This is a genomic window from Pseudonocardia sp. Cha107L01 (genome assembly GCF_052566575.1).
In genome coordinates this window covers 7,421,342-7,441,045 of record NZ_CP199579.1, presented here as the reverse complement: position 1 = coordinate 7,441,045, position 19,704 = coordinate 7,421,342, and the positions used below count along the sequence as shown (strand labels likewise).

The window sequence follows — 19,704 nt, the reverse complement described above, 5'->3', positions numbered from 1 at the left end:
CCTTGGTTGGCCCGAAGCTAGCCTGCGTCTCATCCGGAAGTTGCCGTCCCTGCCTGATGGCAGGTCCCTGGGAGGAATTATGTCAACGGCTCTGACGCCCGATCCGCCGATTGCCTTCGCCGAGGCTTCCGAGCTCGCGCGTAGTCAGGCGGGTTTTCACCGCGTGAAGGTAGGGGGCATCAATATCACCGCGCTGTCGGACGGGACGGTCCGGGTGTATCAGCGGGATCAGTTGCGGAATACAACCCCCGAGGAAGTAGACCAGATCCTCGCCAAGTCTTATGAGAAGTCGCCGAACCGTGCCTCGATGAACTCATTTTTGATCGAGCTCGGCGACCGTCTTCTCATGGTCGACGTCGGAGCCGGCGAGGTGCTCGGCCCGAAGCTGAACAAGCTCTCGGGGAGCTTGAGTGCCATTGGTCTTGGCCCTGGGGACGTCACCGACATCTTGCTGACGCATATCCATCCCGATCACTCGGGAGGTCTCATGGTCGGCGGCCGCAAGGTCTTCCCCAACGCCAAGCTGCACGTGAACAAGACAGAGCTCGACTACTGGGCAAGCAAGGAGAACGCGGCGCGCGCGACCGGTCACACACTCGACTGGTTCAATCTCTTCGAGGAGACGGTACGGCCGTACCTGGCCGATGGGAGTGTCCAGACCTACGACGTCGACGTGGAACTGTTCCCTGGTCTGCGCACCGCGGCCGCGTATGGGCACACACCGGGACAGGTGTCATACATCCTCGAGGACAGGGGAGAGAAGATCGTCTTCTGGGGAGACCTGATCCACGTGCCGGAAGTGCAGTTTGAGGTCCCTACCGTGACCATCACATTTGACGTGGATCAGAAACAGGCAGCGGCTCAGCGCCTGAAGTCCCTGGCCGACGCCGCCGAACACGGCTACCTGGTCGCCATGCCACACGCACACTTTCCGGGGATAGGGCACGTGCGACGAGACGGCACGGGCTACCGGTGGATCCCGATCCCGTACGTTAACGACGCCGAAGGCAGCTGATTGCAAGGCACCGTCGAACTCTGCGGTCCACGCGACATCGCCCGCGGCGGTGCCGCGTGGACCGCTATCCATTACTGCGCCAGTCCGCCGGGCTCTGAACCTGCCCACTCAGCGCTATGCCGCCTTGGGTATCACCACGCGACTTCTGTGCGTCCCCAGTTCTCCGACCGAGAGTTCGATGACGTCCCCGTCCTCGAGGAATACCGGAGGTGTGTGTCCGATTCCGACGCCAGCCGGTGTACCGGTGTTGATGAGATCGCCCGGTTCGAGTCGAGCGAATTGACTGATATACCAGACCACGTGTTCAACGGGAAAAATGAGATTCGCCGTAGTGCCGTGCTGCCGCTCGATGCCGTTCACCCGCAGATCGAGGGAGATGGCACCCGGGTCGGGGACCTCGTCCGCGGTGACCAGGAACGGGCCGACCGGGTTGGCTGTCGGGAACGTCTTGCCTTTCATGATTTGGTTGCCATGTTCGAGTTGCCACGCTCGCTCGGAGACGTCGTTAGCGGCCACATAGCCGGCGATCACCTCGGCGGCGTCGCTGATTGATGACAGCTGGTATGCCGGTGTGCCGATGACGACGCCGAGTTCAACCTCCCAGTCTCCTTTTTTCGAGCCGAGCGGGAAAACCACATCGTCATGGGGGCCGCACAGGCTGTTCGGTGTCTTCGAGAACACCACAGGTTCAGCGGAAAGATCTAGCTTCGCTTCGGCAGCATGATCGGCATAGTTGAGGCCGACGCCGTACACGGCGTGCGGCCGTGCGATAGGCGGTCCGATGCGGATCTCGCTGAAATCGAGGACCGGGAAGATTCCCGAACTTATGATATCTCTCTTGGATTGCCACGTGCGCAAGAACTCGCCATTGATGTCATCGGTCACGGTGGAAATGTCGTAAGCTGTTTGGGTGCCCGGGATGAGAGCGGCCGGCCGTTCGTGGCCAGGCTCTCCTATTCTGAGGAAGCGCACGGTTGACTCTTTCCCATTAGTGATTCAGCTGACGTGGGACCAGGTTGACAGGAAGGCCGTAAGGGATTCGTTTACGATCTCGGGCTGTTCCTCCTGGCATAGATGACCGCATCTGTCGATGGCGAGCGTGGTCAGGTCGGAAGCCATCGTCTGCCATACGGCTTTCACGTCGAACGCCTGGCCGACGGCTTCGGAGTCGACCCCCCATATTGATAGGACAGGACATCCGATGAGCACGTCCTTGTCTTCGATGTCCTGCGCGATGTCTACCCCTCGGGCGCGGTAGTCCGAGCAGAATCCCCGAACGCTGCCCGGTCGCTCATACTCTCGCACATAGACGTCGATCTCTTCGGGGGTGAGCATGTCCGGATTGTATGACCACGTCCGGTAGAAGAAGCTCAACAGTTCGCGTTCCTTGCCGGCGATAAGCGCCTCGGGAAGGTCGGGCACATTAAAGAACTGAAGGAACCATCCGGCCGCCTGCATCTTGGGGTTGGTGGCGTTCTCACCGATAATCCTGGTCGGAATGTTCTCCATGACAACAAGCCGGTCGATGCGGGCGGCGTGGTCCTTCGCCAGGCGTGTCGCTACTCGCGCGCCCCGGTCGTGTCCCACCAAGGCGATCCTGTCGTGGCCGAGGTGGTCCATGAGGGCGATGACGTCGTTGGCCATCGTGCGCTTGTCATAACCGGACACCGGCTTATCGGTAGCCCCGTAGCCGCGGAGGTCAGGGGCGACGACGGTGAAGGACTCGGCGAGCGCGGCGATCTGTTTGCGCCAGGCGAACCAGGTTTCTGGAAAACCATGTAGGAGGTACACGGGCGGCCCTGACCCCGCGGTAACCCAATGGATTTTGATCCCGTTCAACTGGGCTGTGTGGTGATCAACCGCTGGGGCGGTCATCACGGCGAGGTCACCGCCTTCACCGGGTAGTCCGCCGGTTCGCCCGCGAGGACTTTGACGATCTGTCTCGTTGCTTTCAATTGCGACTCCTTGATTGCTTCCTCCGAGTAGAACGCGGTGTGCGGGCTCAGTAGCAGATTCGGCACATCCGCGATCAGGTTCGGGTCGAGTGGTTCGACCGGAAAAGTGTCCAGCGCCGCGCCTTTGAGATGGCCGGAGCGAAGGGCGGCGACCAGATCATCCAGGACAACAAGCGGACCTCGCGCGGCATTGATGACGATCGCCTCGCTGGGCAGCTTCGAGAGCATCGCCTCATTCACGATCCCGCGAGTTTCGGGCGTGAGCGGTGCGTGCAGGAACAAGATATTCGATCTGGTGAACAGCTCGTCCTGGTCCACGCGCTGAAACGGACCTGGAATTTGTGCCGCATAAGGATCGTAGACAAGGATGTTGCATCCGAAGCTCGCCATGCTCGTGGCGACCAGTCGTCCGATGCGTCCAAACCCCAGGAGTCCGACCGTGAGTGTCGATATGCGATGGAGTGGGCGGACAGAGCCTACGCCCCATTGACCCGCTCGCGCGGATTCGTCGGCCCGCTGGAGGTTCCGTAACAGCATCAGCGCCATGGCTACCGCGTGGGAGGCGACTTCTTCCACGCAGTAGTCCGGCACGTTGGTGACGACGATCCCGCTGCTGGCCGCCGCTTCGACGTCGATGTTGTCCACCCCGATTCCGTAGCGTGCAATGATGCGCGCCTTGGTCATCATCGCGATCAGATCCGCCCCGATGGGGGCCAATGCGTTGAGGATGGCGTCAGCCTCGGGGGCGAGCTTCCGCACGTCTTCGGGAGAGGACGCGACAATGAGGTCATGACCCGACTCGGCGAGGATCTCGCTTTCGAGGTCGGTGTCCGGGAAAGCCTGATCCGTGAGCAGTACCTTCATGTTGCGAAGCTAGTTCATAATTTATGAATTGTCAATCAGTGGCTGAAGGTGGATGATGGGGCGCATGTTCCCCAACACCACGGTGTGCTCGCCTGGCCTGAGCCGTGATCTCGTCGGCGTCATCCGGCAGATGATCCTGGCCGGCGCCATTGCGCCAGGCGAGCGGCTCGTGCTCCGTGATCTTCAAGAGCGGTTCAACGTCTCGGTCATCCCACTGCGCGAAGCGCTTCGCACCCTGGAGGCCGAGGGGTGGGTCGAGACGCTCCCACGTCGCGGGACGCGTGTCAGTCCTGTGTCGCTTGCGGAGTTGCGCGATGTCTACGCTCTGCGACGGTTGATCGAGCCCCCGCTGTCTCGCCAGGCCGCCGCCAAGCAATCCCGCGCCGCGTCGGATCGGGTGACTCGAGCGTTCGAAGAGCTGGAGAATGCCGCCGACAGCGACGCTCCGACATGGCTCGATGCGCATCGAGAGTTCCACTGGTCGCTTCTGGACGTCGACCTCGGCGCGGTGTCGGCTCGGACGATCCGCCAGCTCTGGAGCGTGTCCGATCGCTACGTGCTGCTCACCGCCGCCGCGTTTCGTACCGACCAGCCCTCGCGGGATCACCGTAGCCTGCACGATGCGTTCATCGCCGGGGACGGAGAGCGCCTGGCCGCGGAGTGGAGCCTGCATCTGCATGTCGTCGAGGAGGAGATCGTCCGCAACTCCCAGGGCAGCCTCGCCTAGCCCGATGCTCTGAGTCCGTGGTCCGCTGTCTCCGAGTGCATGGGGCTTCCCGGACGCGTCGCGGCTCATGGGGTCCATTCGAAGAAGCCGCGCCCGGTCTTGCGCCCGAGATCCCCGCGCTCGACCAGCGTTGTCAGGATCGTGGGCGGGGCGTAGCGCTCGCCGTAGATCCGCGAGAGGTTGCGGGCGACGTCGAGCCGGACGTCGAGTCCGACCACGTCCGACAAGCGCAACGGGCCGATTGGATGCTGATACGCCAGCACCGCGGCACGATCGATGTCGGTCGCGTTGGCCACGCCCTCCTCGAGCATGCGCATGGCCTCGAAGGCCGCGATGTTGTCGAGCCTGCTCGTCGCGAACCCCGGCACGTTCCGCACCAGGATCGACTCCTTGCCGATCGCCGTTGACGCGGCACGCGCGGCGGCGATTGCGCCATCACCGGTGGCCTTTCCCCGGACGATCTCCACGAGCGGGAGCGACCAGACCGGATTGAAGAAATGCATCCCGAGGAACGCCTCGGGTCGCGCGAGGCCCGCCGCGAGCTCGTCGATCGACAGGGCAGTGGTATTCGTCGCGAGCAGTCCTGGTTCCCGGCGCTCGGCGGCGGCGAGGACCTCGGCCTTGAGCGCCAGCCGTTCCGGGACCGACTCCACGACCAGGTCGAGCTCTGCACCTAGCGCCTCGACCGCACTGACCACACTGAGCAGGCCGTCGAGCGCATCGGCCCGCGCCGCGTCGAGCCTGCCGCGCTCCACACCGCGCCGAGCCCGTCCGAGCAGGGCGGAACGCAGGGTGCTCGCGCGCCCCACATCCGGTTCGACAACCGTGGTGGGAATCCCGGCGGTGGCGAAGACATAGGCGATCCCGATGCCCATCGTGCCGCCACCGATCACCCCGACGCCGCTGATTCCGCTCATCGACGCACCGCCCGTCGCAGCCCGACGCGGTCGCGCACCACCCGGCCGGTGATCGTCCCGCCGGTGCCGACGTGCACCATCCCCACGGCGGACAGCTGTGCCTCGCGCCCGACACTGTCGTCGGTGTCGGGTAAGCCCCCGAGGTAGCGACCTGTGTGGATCACGTGGAACGCAACGCTGTCGCCCGCCGAGAACAGCTCGTCCACGTGGACTTCGGTGACCTCGAGCAGTGCCGGCGTCGGCTGGCCCGTCCATCCGTCGTCGAGCACGACGGCCCCGAGCTCACCCTTCTCCAGCCAGATCCGGACGGCGGTCTCGGCCGCGGGATCCGGATCCAGTGGCGCCGCCGCCCACGGTGCCGGAGCAGGTCCCTCGACAGGGTCACTGGCACGCTGCGCGAGTTGGCGGCGCCGGGAGTGGTAGTCCTCCTCGGTGATGTTGCGGACCAGCCGTGCGCCGTCCCACCAGAACAGACCGATGCCCGTCCACGCGGCAGGCGCCATGTCATCCGCCCGGGACGGCCCGTGCTCGGTGAAGCGCATCGCCACCTGCTCGCCATTGGTGAACAGCTCCTGCACGGTGAGCAGCACGCCGGGAAATCGGTGCAGCTGGGCGAGAGTGCCGGGGATGTAGGCGTCGTCGCGACCGGACAGCGTGTGCCCGCCGATCAGAATCGAGTACCCGGGATCCATGATCTCGGCGCAGGCGTCCACGTCGGCGCGGCTCAACCAGTCGAGGGCGAACCGCCGCATCAAGCCGACGAGGGGATGCACGTCGACCGCTCCTTTCCGCTGGGAGGCGCCACTCAACCGGCACCGCAACGTGAGGGACAACTTAGACAGACAGGTCTAAACGCGTCAAGAAGGAAGTGGAGCCCGTAGCCGGTGTGGGAGCTGACGGGGGCCGAACGAGTGTGCCTGGGTGCGATCCGGAGGTCGGAAGGAGTTGTTCAGCCCGCTTCGGTCGAGGTGGGCAGCCGGCGCGCGGCCGGGCCGGGTTCGGTGCGGGTCTGGTAGGGGTCGAGAACCTCGTGGTCGTGCACGCAGCGGACGACCACTTCCACGGGTTCCCCACAGGTCTTGTGGGTAACGCTCCAGGCGCTCGCGGGTTCGTCGACGAGGTGTCGATCACCCCACTGCATCAGCGCGGTGATCACAGGAAACAGCTCCATGCCCCGTTCGGTGAGTCGGTACTCGTACCGGGTGCGTGCGCCTGGGCCGCGGTAGGCGACACGGGTCAGGACGTCGGCCTCCATCAGTCCGCGCAGCCGGCGGGTCAGTACCGACTCGGAGATCCGGAGGTGGGTAGCCATGTCGTCGAACCGGCGGACACCGTGGAAGGCCTCGCGCAGGATCAGCAGCGACCATCGGTCACCGACGACGTCGAGGGCGCGCTGCACCGAGCAATTGAACGTGTCACATTCCAGCCACCGCACGCCTCGAAGGGTAAGGGTTGACCGCTCGGAGCATTACCCCTAGCTTCTTTTAGAGCAGTCAGCACGGTCCGGCACTGCCACGGGGTTGGTTGGGGTCGCCCCTCCACGGTCGGCCGGTCCCGGTTCGCGTACGACCGGACGAGGAGGACAAGTGCACTCACCCTGGGCGGTGCGAATCGGCGACGACGGCCTGGCCACCCTCACCCTGGCCAACCCTCCGCTGAACCTCTGGGACCGTGGCGTCCAGATCGGGCTGGCGACGGCGCTGGGGGAGCTCGAGTCCCGCACGCCCAGGGCGGTGCTGGTGAGAGCCGAAGGCCGGGTGGTCAGCGCCGGCGTGGACATCGGCCTCTTTCGCAAGATCGCCGATCCGGTCGAGGGGCAGCGGCTCTTCACCGAGATGATCGAGCTGGCCACACGAGTCAACCGGCTGCCCTGCCCGACTGTGTTCGTCGCGCATGGACTGTGCCTGACCTGGGCTTTTGAGCTGGCTTTGGCATGTGACTTCATCGTCGCCGCCCGGTCGGCGTCGTTCGGACTGATAGAGGCAACCGTGGGGCTGACCCCGTCGATGGGCGGCACGCAACGCCTGGCCGAACGGGTCGGGATAGGTCGCGCCCGCAATCTGGTGATGACCGCGGCACGCCTGGGGGCCGAGCAGCTGTGGCAATGGGGTGGTATCGACCAGGTCGTCGATGATGACGTTCTCGACACCGAGGCAGAGCGGCTCGCGGGGGCACTCGCGGCCGGACCGACCCGGGCCCACGCGGCTACCAAGGCCGTCCTGCGCGGCTGGGCTCGCGGCGGAGTCGAGGAAGCCGATCGGATCGCCCCCGGGGCCGCGGGCGCGCTGTTCGACACCAAAGATCTTCGCGGAGCTCTCGACACCTTCGCCGACAAGGGCCCCGGGCACGCCGTGTTCGCCGGCCGCTGAGTGACCACGATGACAACGCCTCGACCGTCTGGCCTGGGACGCTCGGGCCCGACCCGCGACTGATCGCCCCGACGCTGAGGAGCTGTTCGTGCGTATTGGGATGACGCTGAACCACAGCGGTGGGCTCGAGGAGAGGGTGGCCTTCGCGGACTACGAGCGGGCCGGTCTGCAGATCCTGTTCGTGCCCGAGGCGTACAGCTTCGACGCGGTGTCCCTGCTCGGCTTCATTGCGGCGCGCACCGAGCGGTTGGAGTTGGCGTCGGGCATTTTGCAGCTTTACACCCGGACGCCGTCGCTGACCGCGATGACGGCGGCCGGGCTGGACTACGTTTCCGGCGGCCGGTTCACCCTGGGTATCGGTGCCTCGGGTCCGCAGGTGATCGAGGGGTTCCACGGCGTGCCTTACACGGCGCCGCTCGGGCACACCCGGGAGCTGGTGGAGATCTGCCGGCAGGTGTGGCGGCGGGAGCGGGTGCAGTACCAGGGGCGCTATTACCAGGTGCCGCTGCCGGAGGGGCAGGGCACCGGGTTGGGCAAGCCGCTCAAGCTGATCAACCACCCGGTGCGGGCCGACATTCCGATCGTGATCGCCTCGATCGGGCCGAAGAACGTCGAGCTCACCGCGGAGATCGGGAACGGCTGGCAGCCGCTGTTCTACGTGCCGGAGCGGGCCGCCGACGTGTGGGGTGACGCGTTGGCCGCCGGCAAGGCGAAGCGGGCCCCGGAGTTGGGTGAGCTGGACGTGGTGCCGCAGATCCCGGTCGCGATCGGCGAGGACCTACCGGCGCTGCGTGATGCGATCCGGCCGCTGCTGGCGCTCTACGTGGGTGGTATGGGCGCGCGGGGTAAGAACTTCTACAACGACCTGGCCCGCCGTTACGGGTTCGAGGATGCCGCGAAGACGGTGCAGGACCTCTACCTGGACGGCAAGAAGGACGAGGCGGCCGCCGCGCTGCCGGACGCGCTGATCGACGGGGTCGGCCTGCTGGGCCCGGACGGCCTGATCAAGGAGCGGCTGGCCGCACTGGCCGAGAGTGGTGTCACGACGCTGAACATGACACCACTGCGTGCCGACCCGGCCGCCATGGTGCATCAGATCGCGCGGATCGTGGAGCTCGCCGACGGCCTGTGACCTGATTCGCCGGAGCTCGGCCTCGGCGTCCCTCATGAGGCGCGCACTGGTTGGATACCCTTGGGGTTATGGGTATGAGCGCCAAAGAGCGTGCGGAAGACGCACGCCGGCGCCTGCTCCAGGCGGCGGACGAGCTCTTCTATGCCGAGGGCGTCAACACTGTCGGTATTGACCGCGTTATCGAACGTGCCGGCGTGGCCAAGGCGACGCTCTACAGCGCGTTCGGCAGCAAAGAAGAGTTGATCCGCGCCTACCTGAAAGCACGCCACGAGGCTTACCAACAGCGTATGGAGAACGAACTGGAGCGGCGTTTCGCCACACCCAAAGAACGCTTGGTCGGCGCATTCGAAATCCAGGGGCAGTCGTTCACCGACCCGGACTTCCACGGGTGCCCGTTCATCTCCGCCAGCGCGGAAGCCCGCCCGGGCAGCACAGCCCTACAGGAGTCACACACCTTCCGTCGTTGGGTACACGCGCTGTTCTTCGACCTGGCCCAACAGGCCGGGGCACGCGATCCCAAAGCTCTCGCCCAGCAGCTCGTACTGCTGTTTGACGGCGCCGCGATCAGCGCGTGGATGGACCGCGACCCGAGCGCGGAGGCCGCGGCCCGCACCGTTTCCACAGCGCTGGTCGCCGCCGCGGTGCCCAGTTTCAATGTTGATTGACATTGACAGTGCGCTGTGGTGCGCGTAAAAACACTGTCGAACGACATTGTGGTGGGACTTCCGCTCGGATGAGGGGCAAGAAGATGCAAGAAGAACGCACTCGTGTGGTCGGTCCTTTCCTCCCGATTTGGCAAGAGGCACTGAGCGACCGGTCCGGGGTGGCTTTCGGCGAAGTGGTGGCGCCACACGTGAGGCTGGAGGGGAGCATCTTCGCCGCGCCGATCGAGGGGCGCGAGAAGGTGTGGACGAGCCTGCGTGCCGCTGGCGGTATCACTGATGCGTTGAGTTTCACCCGCGAGTCGACGGCGCCCGACCGCAGCTATCTCGAATGGAAGCTCGAGGCTCTGGATCGGCAGTTCGAGGGAGTCACGGTTCTCAGCTTCGACAGTGCCGGACTGGTCGACAACGTGGCCGTTCACCATCGGCCGCTCGGCGGGCTCCTCGCTTTCTCGGCTGAGATGAGTCGACGGCTGGGCGACTCCCTCGGTTCCGGATTGTTCTACGAAGCCCCTCCAGGTTGAGTGCCACGCCGGTTGTGCAGGTCGGTGCGGGCGCTCTCGAGGATTTCGTCGGCGAGGGCCGGGTCGGCGTCTGCGACGGCGCGGGACAGTAGTAGTGCGCCGACCATCTCGCTGAACAGTGCGATCGCGCGCGCTCGCCGCTCGCCTTCACTGAGTTCGGGGGTGTCGACGATCTGGGCGAGGCGGTCGAGGTTCTCCGCCAGGCCCTTGGCGTAGTGGGTGCGCGCGGCCGGGTCGAGTCGGCGGGCGTCGCCGGCGAAGCTTGCGTTCGGGCAGCCGTGCTCGATGTCGGCGCGGTGTTCGGGCGAGAGGTACCAGTCGATGCGCTCGGTGAACGGGTCGCTGCCGCGGGCCCGGGACGCCGTGATGGCCCGGTCGAGGTTGCCCGACCCGATTGCCATCGCCGTGGCAAGGACGGCGTCGACGAGCGCGTCCTTCGAGGCGAAGTGGTTGTAGAAGCCGCCGCGGGTCAGTCCGGCCGCGCCCATCAGCTCGTTGAGGCCGACTGCTTCGACTCCGCGCTCGCGGAACAGGCCGTCCGCGGCGCTGACGATCGCTTCGCGGTTCGCCGCGGCCTGCTGCTTCGTGATACCCACTGTCGTCTCCCCAGCCCTGCGCTCGACACGACTGTAGCGGTCAGGATCGAGCACTTCAATGTTAACCGACATTGACACGGGGGTGTCGTGCGCGTAGAAACGCTGTCGAGCGACATTGTGATGAGGTCGACACCAACTACCTCGCACTCCGCCACCGGCGCTGCCGCCGGTTCGTCAGGAAGAGCCTCATGCTCCCAGTCGAGAACATTCCCAGCACTGATCACCCGAGCGCTGTCGAGTCGACCCCTCGGTCCGCTGGTGGCCTCCTGAGTAGCCCCCTCACCCAAGAGGATCGGGAGGACTTCCGGGCACTCGTGCGCGAGTTCACCGCCAAGGAGATCAGCCCCAACATCGACGTGTGGGAGGCCGAGGGCGAAATCCCGCGCGAGCTTTACCTCAAGGCCGGAGATATCGGCCTACTCGGAATCGGGTTGGCCGAGCAGTACGGCGGCTTGGGCCCGGACACCGCCATGCTCCGCTTCACCCTCGGCCAGGAACTTGCCCGCGCCGGATCCGGCGGACTGGTCAATGCGCTTGTCGGCAGCTTCTACATCTCCCAGCCGCCGATCGCCCGGCTCGGCAGTGTGGCGCTGCGGGCGCGGATCCTGCCGGAGACCATCTCCGGTCGGCTCATCGGGGCCCTGGCTGTGACCGAACCCGGTGGCGGCTCCGACGTGGCCGCGCTGTCGACCACCGCGGTCCGCGACGGCGACCACTACGTAGTCAACGGATCGAAGACGCTCATCACCTCTGGAATGCGCGCCGATGTCATCACCGTGGGCGTCCGCACCGGGGGCCCCGGTGCGGGCGGGCTGTCGATGCTGGTCGTGGACGGCGACACGCCAGGGCTGACCCGCACCTCGATCAGCAAGATGGGATGGCACTGCTCGGACACCGCGACCTTGTACTTCGACGACTGCCGAGTCCCCGTGGGCAACCTGCTGGGTGAGGAGAACCAGGGGTTCCTTGCGATCGCAACGAACTTCAACGACGAGCGGATGGATCTCATCGCACAGGCGGTGGCGTTCTCCCGGCTGTGTCTCGACCGGGCGATCGCCTATGCCCGTGAACGTCACACCTTCGGTCGTCGGCTCGCCGATCACCAGGTTCTGCGGCACAAGATCGTCGATATGGCCGGGCGGATCAACGCCTGCCAGGCCTGGGCCGAAACGCTGGCGTGGCGTCTGGGTCAGGGGGAAAGCCCGGTCGCGGAGATCTGTCAGGCCAAGGTGCTCGCCAGCCGGACGTTCGAGTTCTGTGCCCGGGAAGCCGCCCAGATCCTTGGCGGCGCGAGCTATGTCACCGGAGAACTGATTGAGCGGCTCTACCGCGAGGTCCGGGTGCAGGCCATCGGAGGTGGCTCCGAAGAGATCATGACCGATCTCGCCGCACGCCAGATGCAGCTCTGACCAGGGCGACCATCTCAATGGCGTTCGACATTGACATGGTCGTATCGTGCGAGTAAGAACAATGTCAAACGACATTGTGAAGAGTTCGACACGACGGACTCGAGATGCGAGGAGTGCGCATATGGGCGGGATCACCGCGCGTCGGGTGGTGCTGGCTGGGCGGCCGTCCGGCTGGCCGACGCTGGAGGACTTCCGGCTGGAGGAGTTCACCCCGTCGCCGGTCCTGTCGGGTGGTCTGCTGTTGCGGGTGCGCTACTTGTCGCTGGACCCCTACATGCGCATGCGGATGGACGAGCACAGCGCTTATGCCGGCTCGGTGGGTGTCGGGGAGACGATGCATGGTCAGGCGGTCGCCGAGGTGCTGCGCTCCGAGCACCCGGACTACGCCGAGGGGGACACGGTGCTGGCTCCGGCCGGCTGGGTCAGCCACGCGGTGTCCGACGGCACCGGCCTGCGCAAGCTGGACCCGGCGCTGGCCCCGGTGACCACCGGGTTGGGTGTGCTCGGCATGCCCGGGTTCACCGCGTACGCCGGGCTGATGGTGATCGGTAGGCCGAAGCCGGGGGAGACCGTGGTCGTGTCGTCGGCGAGCGGACCGGTGGGTTCGGTGGTCGGCCAGTTGGCCAATATCGCCGGGTGTCGCGCGGTGGGCATCGCCGGTGGGCCGGACAAGTGCCGGTACCTGGTGGAGGAGCTCGGCTTCGACGCCGCGGTGGACCACCGTGCGCCGGACTTCGCCAAGCAGCTGGCCGCCGCCTGCCCGGACGGGGTGGACGTGTACTTCGAGAACGTCGGTGGTGCCGTGTGGGAGACGGTGCTGCCGTTGTTCAACAGGTTCGCCAGGGTGGCGTTGTGCGGGTTGATCGCGCAGTACAACGGGGTCAGCCAGACAGAGGGTGATCGGCTGGCGGACACCCTGCGGGTGATGTTGACCAAGAACATGACGGTGCGTGGGTTCTTCAACACCGAGTTCGTGGCGGAGCACTACGCGGAGTTTCTGCGCGTCGTGTCCGATGGCATCTCCGGCGGGCGGATCAAGTACCGGGAGGATGTCACCGAGGGCCTGGAGCAAGCCCCCGAGGCATTTCTGCACATGCTGAGCGGGCGGAACCTCGGCAAGGCCTTGGTCAAAGTCGCGGAGTGAGCGGCGGACCTCGGACGGTGAGGGATGCGGCGACCGTGGCCTATCGGGGTTCTGCCGCGGTGGTTCGCGGGACGGTTTTGGCAGCTGTGCGCTGTCTGCCGGGACTGGTGGTTGGCGGGGCCGGCGATCGGGGCGGTTTTTTGAGCATCAGCACGAGCAGGGTGCCGAGGACGGCGAGTCCGGTGGTCATGAGGAAGGCGTTGGCGTCGGCGGTGGCCTGGATGTGGTCCTGGGTTTGTAGGTAGAGGCCGGTCAGTGCCTGTGGGTCGGCGTCGCGGTACTGGGGCAGTGTGGTGGGTGTCTGCAGTGCGTCGGTATCGGCGGTGAGCTGTGCGCTGGATCGTTTGACGATCACTCCGATGATGGCGACGCCGAGCGCGGAGGCGGCGCGTTGCATGACGTTGTTCATGGCGCCGCCGTAGCCGACCAGGTGCGGTGGCAGCCAGCTGAGCCCGTTGGTCATGATCGGCATCATGCCGAGGGCGGCGCCCAGCATCGCGATCATGATCCAGATCGATGCTTCGGTCCGGCCCATGTCCACGCTGATGCCGCCGGAGATCAGGGTGAGGCCGACGATTGAGCCGAGCATGCCGACCAGCGCGAGCCAACGGGGTCCGATCCAGTCGTAGAGCTTGCCCGCGAGTGGCACGACCACCACCATCATCAGCCCCATCGGCAGCAGCACCAGGCCGGTGTTGCGCGCGTCGAGCCCCTGCACGTTCTGCAGGAACTGGGGGATGTAGTAGGCCACGCCGAACACCATGATCAGCAGGACGCCGATCAGCAGCAGGGAGTTGACGAACGGCCAGTACCGGAAGATGCGCAGGTCGATCAGGGGGTGCTCGACCTCGTTCTCGATGGTGGCGAACAGTGCCAGCGACAGTAGGGCGCTGACGATGAGGATCAGGACGGGGTAGGAGTCCCAGTGCCATTTCTGGCCCTTGGCCGAGACCACGATGATCGCGGACAGGCCGTAGGCGAAGGTCAGGTAGCCCCACCAGTCGAACTTGTGGACCGTCGAGTTGGGTTCCATCTTGGGGATCAGGAACAGACCCGCGATGACCGCGATGACGCCGATCGGTTCCTTGAACAGGAAGATCCACCGCCAGCTCAGGTCCTGCACGATCAGTCCGCCGATGGTCGGTGCCAGGCTCGGGGCGACGATGACGCCGAGCCCGTAGAGGCCCATGGCGGTGCCGATGCTCTCCCTCGGGACGATCCGGTAGATGATCGAGATGGTGACCACCGGCACCAGGCTGCCGGGGATGGCGGTCAGCACCCGGAACGCGATCAGGCTGTTCAGGTCCCACGCCAGCCCGCACAGCCCGGAGCCCACCAGGAAACCGATCAGGGCGGCGCGGTGGACGCGGGTCAGCCCGAAGCGGTCGCTGAGCCAGTTGGTCAGCGGTACGAAGACGGCCATCCCCAGCGAGTAGGCGGTGCTGATCCAGGCGATGTCGTCGGTGCCGCCGCCGAGGTCTTTTTGGATGTGCGGGATGGGCACGTTGACGATGGCGCTGTCCATCGGCGGCAGGAAGCTGCCGAGCATCAGCACCAGCAGTGGGGCAAGCCACTTCGCCGACGTTGTCACGACCGGGCTCAGCCGGCGACGAGGTCGAACTCGTTGCCCTCGGGGTCGAGCAACGTGGTCCACCGCGCGCCGTTCTTCTCGACCCGGCGAGCGGTGGTCGCGCCCAGCGCGAGCAGGCGCGCGGTCTCGGCCTCGAAGTCCGAGGTGATCAAGTCGAGATGCAGCCGGTTCTTGATCGATTTCGGCTCGGGCACTTGGCGGAATCCGAGCCTCGGGCCCGCTGTCGGGTCACCTGCTTCGACTACGGCGCTCTCGGGTGTGGGGTCGGCGGCGACCGGGCGGTTCAGTGCCTGAGCCCAGAACTGGGCGAGCACGGCGGCGTCTCGGCAGTCGATGCTTACGCCGATCACGGAAAGACTCATGACTCGGATTCCCTTGCTGGTATTGGAGGTGTCGGGCGATCTCTCCTGGCGGCGCGGCGCGGCGCGGTGCGTCCGGTCAGGGGCTGGCGGTCAGTCCGCGGCGGATCAGGTTGACGGCGGTCAAGCTCAGAGCCAAGGACCCGTTCTGGTTGACCGCTTCGACGAGCGTCCGGACGATCCCCCGGGTGGGGTTCGAGCGGGAGGGTCGCGCGTCCAGCACGGTGGCGCGCCAGGTGAGGGTGTCGCCGGCGCGCACGGGCGCGTGAAAGCGCACCTCGTCGACGCCCGGGGCCGGCAGGCTGGACTCCGCGGCGAGGTAGCCCGTGACCATGGCGTGGCCTGCCATCGCGCAGGTGTGCCAGCCGCTGGCGATCACCGCTCCGTAGGGACCGCGCGCCGCGGCGGCCGCATTGACGTGGAACTCCTGCGGATCGAACTGCCGCGCGAACTCGATAATCGATCCCTCGGAGACCGTGTCCGACCGCAGGGTCGACACCGTGCCGGGGACGTAGTCGTCGAAGTACATGATCGGATCTGGTCCTTCCGGTCTGGCCGACGGTCAACGGCCAATGGCGTGGCGCCGGTACGAGCGGCTGGGCAGTGGGCCCTCGGCACCTGCCGCGGCCGCCGGTATCAGATCTGTGCTCTGCCGCCGTCGACGAACAGCTCGATACCCGTGATGAAACTTGAGTCGTCCGAGGCCAGAAACAGTGCGGCCTTGGCCACTTCCTCGGGCTCACCCAAGCGGCCCATCGGAATGGTGGACGTCATCTCCGCGATCTTGTCCTGCGGTGCCGCCGCCGATAGTGGTGTTGCGATCGGTCCGGGGCTCAGGACGTTGGAGCGGATATGGCGGTCCTGCAGTTCGACCGTCCATCCGCGCACGAAATTCCGGACGGCGGCCTTGCTCGCGCCGTAGACCGCGAACGCCGGGGTTCCCTTGGCGCTCGCCACGGACCCGATGAGGATGATGGAGCCGCCGTCGTTCAGCAGCGGAAGCGCCTTCTGTACCGTGAAGAGCGCCCCCTTCACGTTGATGTTGAATATTTTATCGAAATGCTCCTCGGTGACTGCTTCGAGCGGAACGAATTCCCCCAAGCCCGCGTTGGCGACGATGATATCTACCCGCCCCCGCGCCTCGACCGTCTTGTAGAGGCGGTCAAGGTCGACCAAGTTGGCGACGTCTCCCTGAATACCGCAGACGTTGTCGCCGATCTCCCGTACGGCATCATCGAGCTCCCTCTGTCGGCGGCCCGTGATGAAGACATAGGCACCTTCGGCCACGAAGAGCTTTGCCACGGCGAGCCCAATGCCCGCGGTGCCGCCAGTGATGACCGCTACTTTCCCCAGCAATTTTCCCATGCTCTTACTCCCGATTGCGGTGGATTGCGGTCGCGCCTACCTTGAGCTCACCACAATGTCGCTCGTCATCGTTTTTACGCTTCTCGGTCCCGCATGTCAATGTTGATCGACATTGACAGCCTCGACCGTGCCCACTACGGTCCCGTTCATGGCCGGGGCTGGGCAGGTGACAGCGGGTGTCAGGAGGCGGGGGAGTCGCAGAGCCGCGAAGCGAGCGGGGCCGGTGCGGGCGACCCGTTCCCGCGAGTGCGGCGTCGGGGTAGCTGGGCCCGACGGGTAGTGGGCCTGTTCGAGACCTGACTCAGCCACGATCTCCAGCACAGCATCGACACCAGTGTCGACGTCTTCGCCGACGTGTTGCGAGCACCCGCCACTACCAAGTTCATCGCGCGGTACGGGCAGGCCCGGTCGTGGTCCTGATCATCCGGTTGACGTGTTGACCGGGGCGTCGACCCGACCGCGCAGGCGAGGGAACAGGAGCACGGATGGGAACTATGGCAACGCCAGTACCGCTGGGAACCTTCGGAGTGTTTGGCATAACCCAGGCGCTGACCGCCGAGCGTGCCGCCGAGATCGAGCGCCTCGGCTACGGCGCCATCTGGATCGGTGGCTCACCGGCGGCCGACCTGGCCATTGTGGACACGGTGCTCGGGGCAACGTCCTCGATCTCGGTGGCGACCGGGATCGTGAACATCTGGAGCGCGGACGCCGGAACTGTGGCCGACTCTTACCGTCGCATCGAGGCCGCCCACCCCGGCCGATTCCTGCTGGGCATCGGCGCCGGCCACCGGGAAGCGACGCGGGAGTACACCAAGCCCTACCAAGCGCTGGTGAACTACCTGGATGTGCTGGACGAGCGCGGAGTGCCCCGCGACCGCAGAGTGGTCGCCGCGCTCGGGCCCCGGATGCTACGACTGGCCGCCCAACGCTCGGCCGGCGCCCATCCATACCTGGTGACTCCCGAGTTCACCAAGGCCGCCCGCGACACGCTGGGTAGTGAGCCGCTGCTGGCCACCGAGCACAAGGTGGCCCTGGGTAGCGACCGCGCACAGACCAGGGAGTCCGCGCGGCCCTCGGTGGAAAACCCGTACCTACGACTGGGAAACTACCTGGCAAACCTTCGCCGGCTCGGCTTCTCCGATGCCGACCTCAGCAACGGGGGAAGCGATAGGTTGATCGATGCTCTCGTCGCGCAGGGCGACCCGCGGAGCGTCGCGGACCAGCTGACCGAGCATCTGGCCGCCGGCGCGGACCATGTTGCGGCGCACGTCCTCTCCGACGACCCGCTCCCGCCGCTCGCGGCGTTGGCGAGCTCACTGGGGCTCACCCGTCGGGAATGAACAGGGCACAACCGCCGTGTGGGACCGGCGCGGAGGAACAGACCATGGATTCACATCGCATATCCACACCGTTCGGGGCCACATCGACCGCGATGGAGGTCGTCGACGGTGTCGACCTCTCGGGGCGGCGGGCGATCGTGACCGGTGCGTCGGCCGGCATAGGCGTCGAAACCGCGACCGCTCTGGCACACGCCGGCGCCGATGTCGTCCTGGCCGTGCGCAGCATCGACGCCGGTCACCGTGTAGCGACCGAAATTACCGCAACGACCGGAAACGACCGGAAACGACCGTGTCAGCGTGGCATCGCTGGACTTGTCCGACCAGGCTTCGGTGCGGACATTCGTCCAGGCATGGCGAGACCCGCTGCATGTCTTGGTGAACAACGCGGGGATCATGGCCAGCCCGCTCACCCGCACGGCCGAGGGCTGGGAAATGCAGTTCGCCACCAACCACCTGGGCCACTTCGCTCTCACCGCCGGCCTGTACGACGCGCTGCGTGAGGCTGACGGGGCGCGCATCGTGGTCCTCAGCTCGGTCGGTCACGTCAACGGCGATGTGCTTTGACGACGTGAACTTCGAACGCCGCCCGTACGATCCATGGCAGGGCTACAGCCAGTCCAAGACAGCCAACATCCTCTTCGCTGTCGAGGCCGCGCGCCGCTGGGCCGCAGAACGAATCACGGTCAACGCGCTCAACCCCGGACGGATCGCCAGCACCCGACTGGGGTGCTTCCAGACCACCCCTCCCGGCTCGTTCGACCCCAGCGGAACTACCGGCGTGTCGATCAAGAACATCGAGCAGGGGGCGGCCACGTCCACTTTGCTCGCAGCATCACCTCTGGTCGATGGCGTCACCGGCCGCTACTTCGAGGATTGCCAAGAGGCCGCGGCGTACACACCCGGCGTGCGCCGGGGCGTCGCCTCCTACGCCCTCGACCCTGAGCGCGCGGCCCGACTATGGCGGCTGTCCCGGGATCTGCTGACTGACACCCTCAGCGCGCCAGAGACTGGGCGCAAGTGATGAACTCCCGCAGGGTGCTGATCACCGGAGCCTCGAAGGGCATCGGGCACTCCGTCGCCGAGCGGCTCGCAGCGGCCGGCCACCGGCCGTGGGGTTAGCCCGGGCCGCGCCCGCGACGTTTCCCGGAGAGTTCCACGCTGTCGATCTCGGTGACCGTACGGCCACCGGATCCGCCGCGCGGGAGGTGTTGCGCGGCGGCCCGGTCGACGCGGTGGTAAACAACGTCGGGCTGGTCCGGCCGGCGATGATCGGATCGGCCGACCTGGACGACCTGGCTGACGTCTACGGGCTCAACGTCCGGGTCGCCGTGCAGGTCACCCAGGCCGTGCTGCCCGCCATGATCGAGCGGAGCTGGGGGCGGATCGTCAACGTGACCAGCATGGTCACCGTCGGCAGGCCGGACCGGACTGCCGACGGTGCGGCGAAGGCGGCACTGGAGTTCTGCTCCCGGGCCTGGGCTGGCGAGCTGGCCAGCACCGGGATCACCGTCAACTCCGTCGCCCCCGGCCCGACCGAGACCAAGCTCTTCCGGGACACCAACCCGGAGGGCTCGGCCAGCGCGGCGCGCCACCTCGCCGGCATCCCGGTCGGCAGGTTCGGCCAACCGCACGAGCTCGCCGCGGCCATCTGCTTCCTACTCTCGGAAGACGCCGGGTTCATCACCGGGCAGACCCTGCGGGTGGACGGCGGCGGCAGCATCGGCGCGGCCTGAGC

General features: G+C 66.3%; 23 protein-coding genes and 1 pseudogene. 13 read left to right on the top strand and 11 right to left on the bottom strand.

The window, feature by feature from the left end; genetic code table 11:
* Positions 1-79 precede the first annotated feature (79 nt).
* The gene (locus ACTXG6_RS35040) at positions 80-1,015 is read left to right on the top strand and encodes an MBL fold metallo-hydrolase (protein ID WP_445183626.1); all 936 of its coding nucleotides are present in this window, start codon (positions 80-82) and stop codon (positions 1,013-1,015) included.
* Between the two features lie 114 nt (positions 1,016-1,129).
* Here the strand turns inward: ACTXG6_RS35040 and ACTXG6_RS35035 are convergent, their stop codons facing one another.
* The 3 genes from ACTXG6_RS35035 to ACTXG6_RS35025 all read right to left on the bottom strand — a co-directional run bounded on the left by ACTXG6_RS35035 (position 1,130) and on the right by ACTXG6_RS35025 (position 3,834).
* Positions 1,130-1,900 (bottom strand): fumarylacetoacetate hydrolase family protein, encoded by a 771-nt coding sequence (locus ACTXG6_RS35035; RefSeq protein ID WP_445183625.1) that lies wholly within the window; start codon positions 1,898-1,900, stop codon positions 1,130-1,132.
* A 111-nt stretch (positions 1,901-2,011) separates the two neighbouring features.
* Positions 2,012-2,890 (bottom strand): alpha/beta fold hydrolase, encoded by an 879-nt coding sequence (locus ACTXG6_RS35030; protein WP_445183624.1) that lies wholly within the window; start codon positions 2,888-2,890, stop codon positions 2,012-2,014.
* Entirely contained in the window at positions 2,890-3,834 is a 945-nt protein-coding gene (locus tag ACTXG6_RS35025) for a C-terminal binding protein (RefSeq protein WP_445183623.1), read from the bottom strand. The genes ACTXG6_RS35030 and ACTXG6_RS35025 overlap by 1 nt, the downstream gene beginning before the upstream one ends.
* Positions 3,835-3,898: 64 nt before the next feature.
* Between ACTXG6_RS35025 and ACTXG6_RS35020 the strand changes: the two genes are divergently transcribed.
* Positions 3,899-4,561: a GntR family transcriptional regulator gene (locus ACTXG6_RS35020; protein WP_445183622.1), complete on the top strand. Its 663-nt coding sequence runs from the start codon at positions 3,899-3,901 to the stop codon at positions 4,559-4,561.
* A gap of 65 nt (positions 4,562-4,626) precedes the next feature.
* On the opposite strand, the gene ACTXG6_RS35015 is transcribed toward ACTXG6_RS35020, so the two are convergent.
* The 3 genes from ACTXG6_RS35015 to ACTXG6_RS35005 all read right to left on the bottom strand — a co-directional run bounded on the left by ACTXG6_RS35015 (position 4,627) and on the right by ACTXG6_RS35005 (position 6,913).
* The gene (locus ACTXG6_RS35015; RefSeq protein ID WP_445183621.1) at positions 4,627-5,478 is read right to left on the bottom strand and encodes a 3-hydroxyacyl-CoA dehydrogenase family protein; all 852 of its coding nucleotides are present in this window, start codon (positions 5,476-5,478) and stop codon (positions 4,627-4,629) included.
* Entirely contained in the window at positions 5,475-6,251 is a 777-nt protein-coding gene (locus ACTXG6_RS35010; protein ID WP_445183620.1) for a nuclear transport factor 2 family protein, read from the bottom strand. The genes ACTXG6_RS35015 and ACTXG6_RS35010 overlap by 4 nt, the downstream gene beginning before the upstream one ends.
* A 176-nt stretch (positions 6,252-6,427) precedes the next feature.
* Positions 6,428-6,913, bottom strand: coding sequence for a winged helix-turn-helix transcriptional regulator (locus ACTXG6_RS35005; RefSeq protein WP_445183619.1), 486 nt, complete (start codon positions 6,911-6,913; stop codon positions 6,428-6,430).
* 151 nt (positions 6,914-7,064) lie between these two features.
* Between ACTXG6_RS35005 and ACTXG6_RS35000 the strand changes: the two genes are divergently transcribed.
* The 4 genes from ACTXG6_RS35000 to ACTXG6_RS34985 all read left to right on the top strand — a co-directional run bounded on the left by ACTXG6_RS35000 (position 7,065) and on the right by ACTXG6_RS34985 (position 10,165).
* Positions 7,065-7,847, top strand: coding sequence for an enoyl-CoA hydratase/isomerase family protein (locus tag ACTXG6_RS35000; RefSeq protein WP_445183618.1), 783 nt, complete (start codon positions 7,065-7,067; stop codon positions 7,845-7,847).
* 88 nt (positions 7,848-7,935) lie between these two features.
* A complete protein-coding gene (locus ACTXG6_RS34995) occupies positions 7,936-8,979 on the top strand; it encodes an LLM class F420-dependent oxidoreductase (protein ID WP_445183617.1) in 1,044 nt (347 codons plus the stop codon).
* Between the two features lie 74 nt (positions 8,980-9,053).
* On the top strand, positions 9,054-9,644 hold the full coding sequence (locus tag ACTXG6_RS34990; RefSeq protein ID WP_445183616.1) for a TetR/AcrR family transcriptional regulator: 591 nt from the start codon (positions 9,054-9,056) through the stop codon (positions 9,642-9,644).
* Positions 9,645-9,712: 68 nt separating this feature from the next.
* Entirely contained in the window at positions 9,713-10,165 is a 453-nt protein-coding gene (locus tag ACTXG6_RS34985; protein ID WP_445183615.1) for a hypothetical protein, read from the top strand.
* Here ACTXG6_RS34985 and ACTXG6_RS34980 read toward each other — a convergent pair.
* On the bottom strand, positions 10,144-10,761 hold the full coding sequence (locus ACTXG6_RS34980; protein WP_445183614.1) for a TetR/AcrR family transcriptional regulator: 618 nt from the start codon (positions 10,759-10,761) through the stop codon (positions 10,144-10,146). The two genes, ACTXG6_RS34985 and ACTXG6_RS34980, sit on opposite strands and share 22 nt — an antisense overlap.
* Before the next feature lie 266 nt (positions 10,762-11,027).
* Between ACTXG6_RS34980 and ACTXG6_RS34975 the strand changes: the two genes are divergently transcribed.
* Both ACTXG6_RS34975 and ACTXG6_RS34970 read left to right on the top strand, forming a co-directional pair.
* A complete protein-coding gene (locus ACTXG6_RS34975; protein WP_445190179.1) occupies positions 11,028-12,170 on the top strand; it encodes an acyl-CoA dehydrogenase family protein in 1,143 nt (380 codons plus the stop codon).
* Between the two features lie 121 nt (positions 12,171-12,291).
* Positions 12,292-13,314 (top strand): NADP-dependent oxidoreductase, encoded by a 1,023-nt coding sequence (locus ACTXG6_RS34970; protein ID WP_445183613.1) that lies wholly within the window; start codon positions 12,292-12,294, stop codon positions 13,312-13,314.
* A 40-nt stretch (positions 13,315-13,354) separates the two neighbouring features.
* Here the strand turns inward: ACTXG6_RS34970 and ACTXG6_RS34965 are convergent, their stop codons facing one another.
* The 4 genes from ACTXG6_RS34965 to ACTXG6_RS34950 all read right to left on the bottom strand — a co-directional run bounded on the left by ACTXG6_RS34965 (position 13,355) and on the right by ACTXG6_RS34950 (position 16,629).
* On the bottom strand, positions 13,355-14,905 hold the full coding sequence (locus ACTXG6_RS34965; protein ID WP_445183612.1) for a DHA2 family efflux MFS transporter permease subunit: 1,551 nt from the start codon (positions 14,903-14,905) through the stop codon (positions 13,355-13,357).
* 8 nt (positions 14,906-14,913) lie between these two features.
* The gene (locus tag ACTXG6_RS34960; protein WP_445183611.1) at positions 14,914-15,267 is read right to left on the bottom strand and encodes a VOC family protein; all 354 of its coding nucleotides are present in this window, start codon (positions 15,265-15,267) and stop codon (positions 14,914-14,916) included.
* A 76-nt stretch (positions 15,268-15,343) separates the two neighbouring features.
* Entirely contained in the window at positions 15,344-15,793 is a 450-nt protein-coding gene (locus ACTXG6_RS34955) for a MaoC family dehydratase (RefSeq protein ID WP_445183610.1), read from the bottom strand.
* A 107-nt stretch (positions 15,794-15,900) separates the two neighbouring features.
* Positions 15,901-16,629: an SDR family NAD(P)-dependent oxidoreductase gene (locus ACTXG6_RS34950; RefSeq protein ID WP_445183609.1), complete on the bottom strand. Its 729-nt coding sequence runs from the start codon at positions 16,627-16,629 to the stop codon at positions 15,901-15,903.
* A gap of 494 nt (positions 16,630-17,123) precedes the next feature.
* On the opposite strand from ACTXG6_RS34950, the gene ACTXG6_RS34945 reads away from it, so the two are divergent.
* From ACTXG6_RS34945 to ACTXG6_RS34925, 5 genes and pseudogenes are all read left to right on the top strand, one after another.
* The gene (locus tag ACTXG6_RS34945; RefSeq protein WP_445183608.1) at positions 17,124-17,969 is read left to right on the top strand and encodes an LLM class F420-dependent oxidoreductase; all 846 of its coding nucleotides are present in this window, start codon (positions 17,124-17,126) and stop codon (positions 17,967-17,969) included.
* Positions 17,966-18,175 (top strand): annotated as a pseudogene (locus tag ACTXG6_RS34940) (hypothetical protein); the annotation flags it as partial. The gene ACTXG6_RS34945 and the pseudogene ACTXG6_RS34940, both read left to right, overlap by 4 nt.
* A 91-nt stretch (positions 18,176-18,266) precedes the next feature.
* Complete coding sequence (locus tag ACTXG6_RS34935; protein WP_445183607.1) at positions 18,267-18,533, top strand: SDR family NAD(P)-dependent oxidoreductase; 267 nt, start codon at positions 18,267-18,269, stop codon at positions 18,531-18,533.
* A complete protein-coding gene (locus ACTXG6_RS34930) occupies positions 18,523-18,990 on the top strand; it encodes a hypothetical protein (protein WP_445183606.1) in 468 nt (155 codons plus the stop codon). The genes ACTXG6_RS34935 and ACTXG6_RS34930 overlap by 11 nt, the downstream gene beginning before the upstream one ends.
* An 88-nt stretch (positions 18,991-19,078) precedes the next feature.
* The gene (locus ACTXG6_RS34925) at positions 19,079-19,702 is read left to right on the top strand and encodes an SDR family oxidoreductase (RefSeq protein ID WP_445183605.1); all 624 of its coding nucleotides are present in this window, start codon (positions 19,079-19,081) and stop codon (positions 19,700-19,702) included.
* Positions 19,703-19,704 lie beyond the last annotated feature (2 nt).

Coding starts and splice junctions, on each gene's coding strand:
- ACTXG6_RS35040 (WP_445183626.1), top strand. CDS start 80: ATGTCAACGGCTCTGACGCCCGATCCGCCGATTGCCTTCGCCGAGGCT.
- ACTXG6_RS35030 (WP_445183624.1), bottom strand. CDS start 2,890: ATGACCGCCCCAGCGGTTGATCACCACACAGCCCAGTTGAACGGGATC.
- ACTXG6_RS35025 (WP_445183623.1), bottom strand. CDS start 3,834: ATGAAGGTACTGCTCACGGATCAGGCTTTCCCGGACACCGACCTCGAA.
- ACTXG6_RS35020 (WP_445183622.1), top strand. CDS start 3,899: ATGTTCCCCAACACCACGGTGTGCTCGCCTGGCCTGAGCCGTGATCTC.
- ACTXG6_RS35015 (WP_445183621.1), bottom strand. CDS start 5,478: ATGAGCGGAATCAGCGGCGTCGGGGTGATCGGTGGCGGCACGATGGGC.
- ACTXG6_RS34990 (WP_445183616.1), top strand. CDS start 9,054: ATGAGCGCCAAAGAGCGTGCGGAAGACGCACGCCGGCGCCTGCTCCAG.
- ACTXG6_RS34985 (WP_445183615.1), top strand. CDS start 9,713: ATGAGGGGCAAGAAGATGCAAGAAGAACGCACTCGTGTGGTCGGTCCT.
- ACTXG6_RS34970 (WP_445183613.1), top strand. CDS start 12,292: ATGGGCGGGATCACCGCGCGTCGGGTGGTGCTGGCTGGGCGGCCGTCC.
- ACTXG6_RS34960 (WP_445183611.1), bottom strand. CDS start 15,267: ATGAGTCTTTCCGTGATCGGCGTAAGCATCGACTGCCGAGACGCCGCC.
- ACTXG6_RS34955 (WP_445183610.1), bottom strand. CDS start 15,793: ATGTACTTCGACGACTACGTCCCCGGCACGGTGTCGACCCTGCGGTCG.
- ACTXG6_RS34950 (WP_445183609.1), bottom strand. CDS start 16,629: ATGGGAAAATTGCTGGGGAAAGTAGCGGTCATCACTGGCGGCACCGCG.
- ACTXG6_RS34945 (WP_445183608.1), top strand. CDS start 17,124: ATGGCAACGCCAGTACCGCTGGGAACCTTCGGAGTGTTTGGCATAACC.
- ACTXG6_RS34930 (WP_445183606.1), top strand. CDS start 18,523: ATGTGCTTTGACGACGTGAACTTCGAACGCCGCCCGTACGATCCATGG.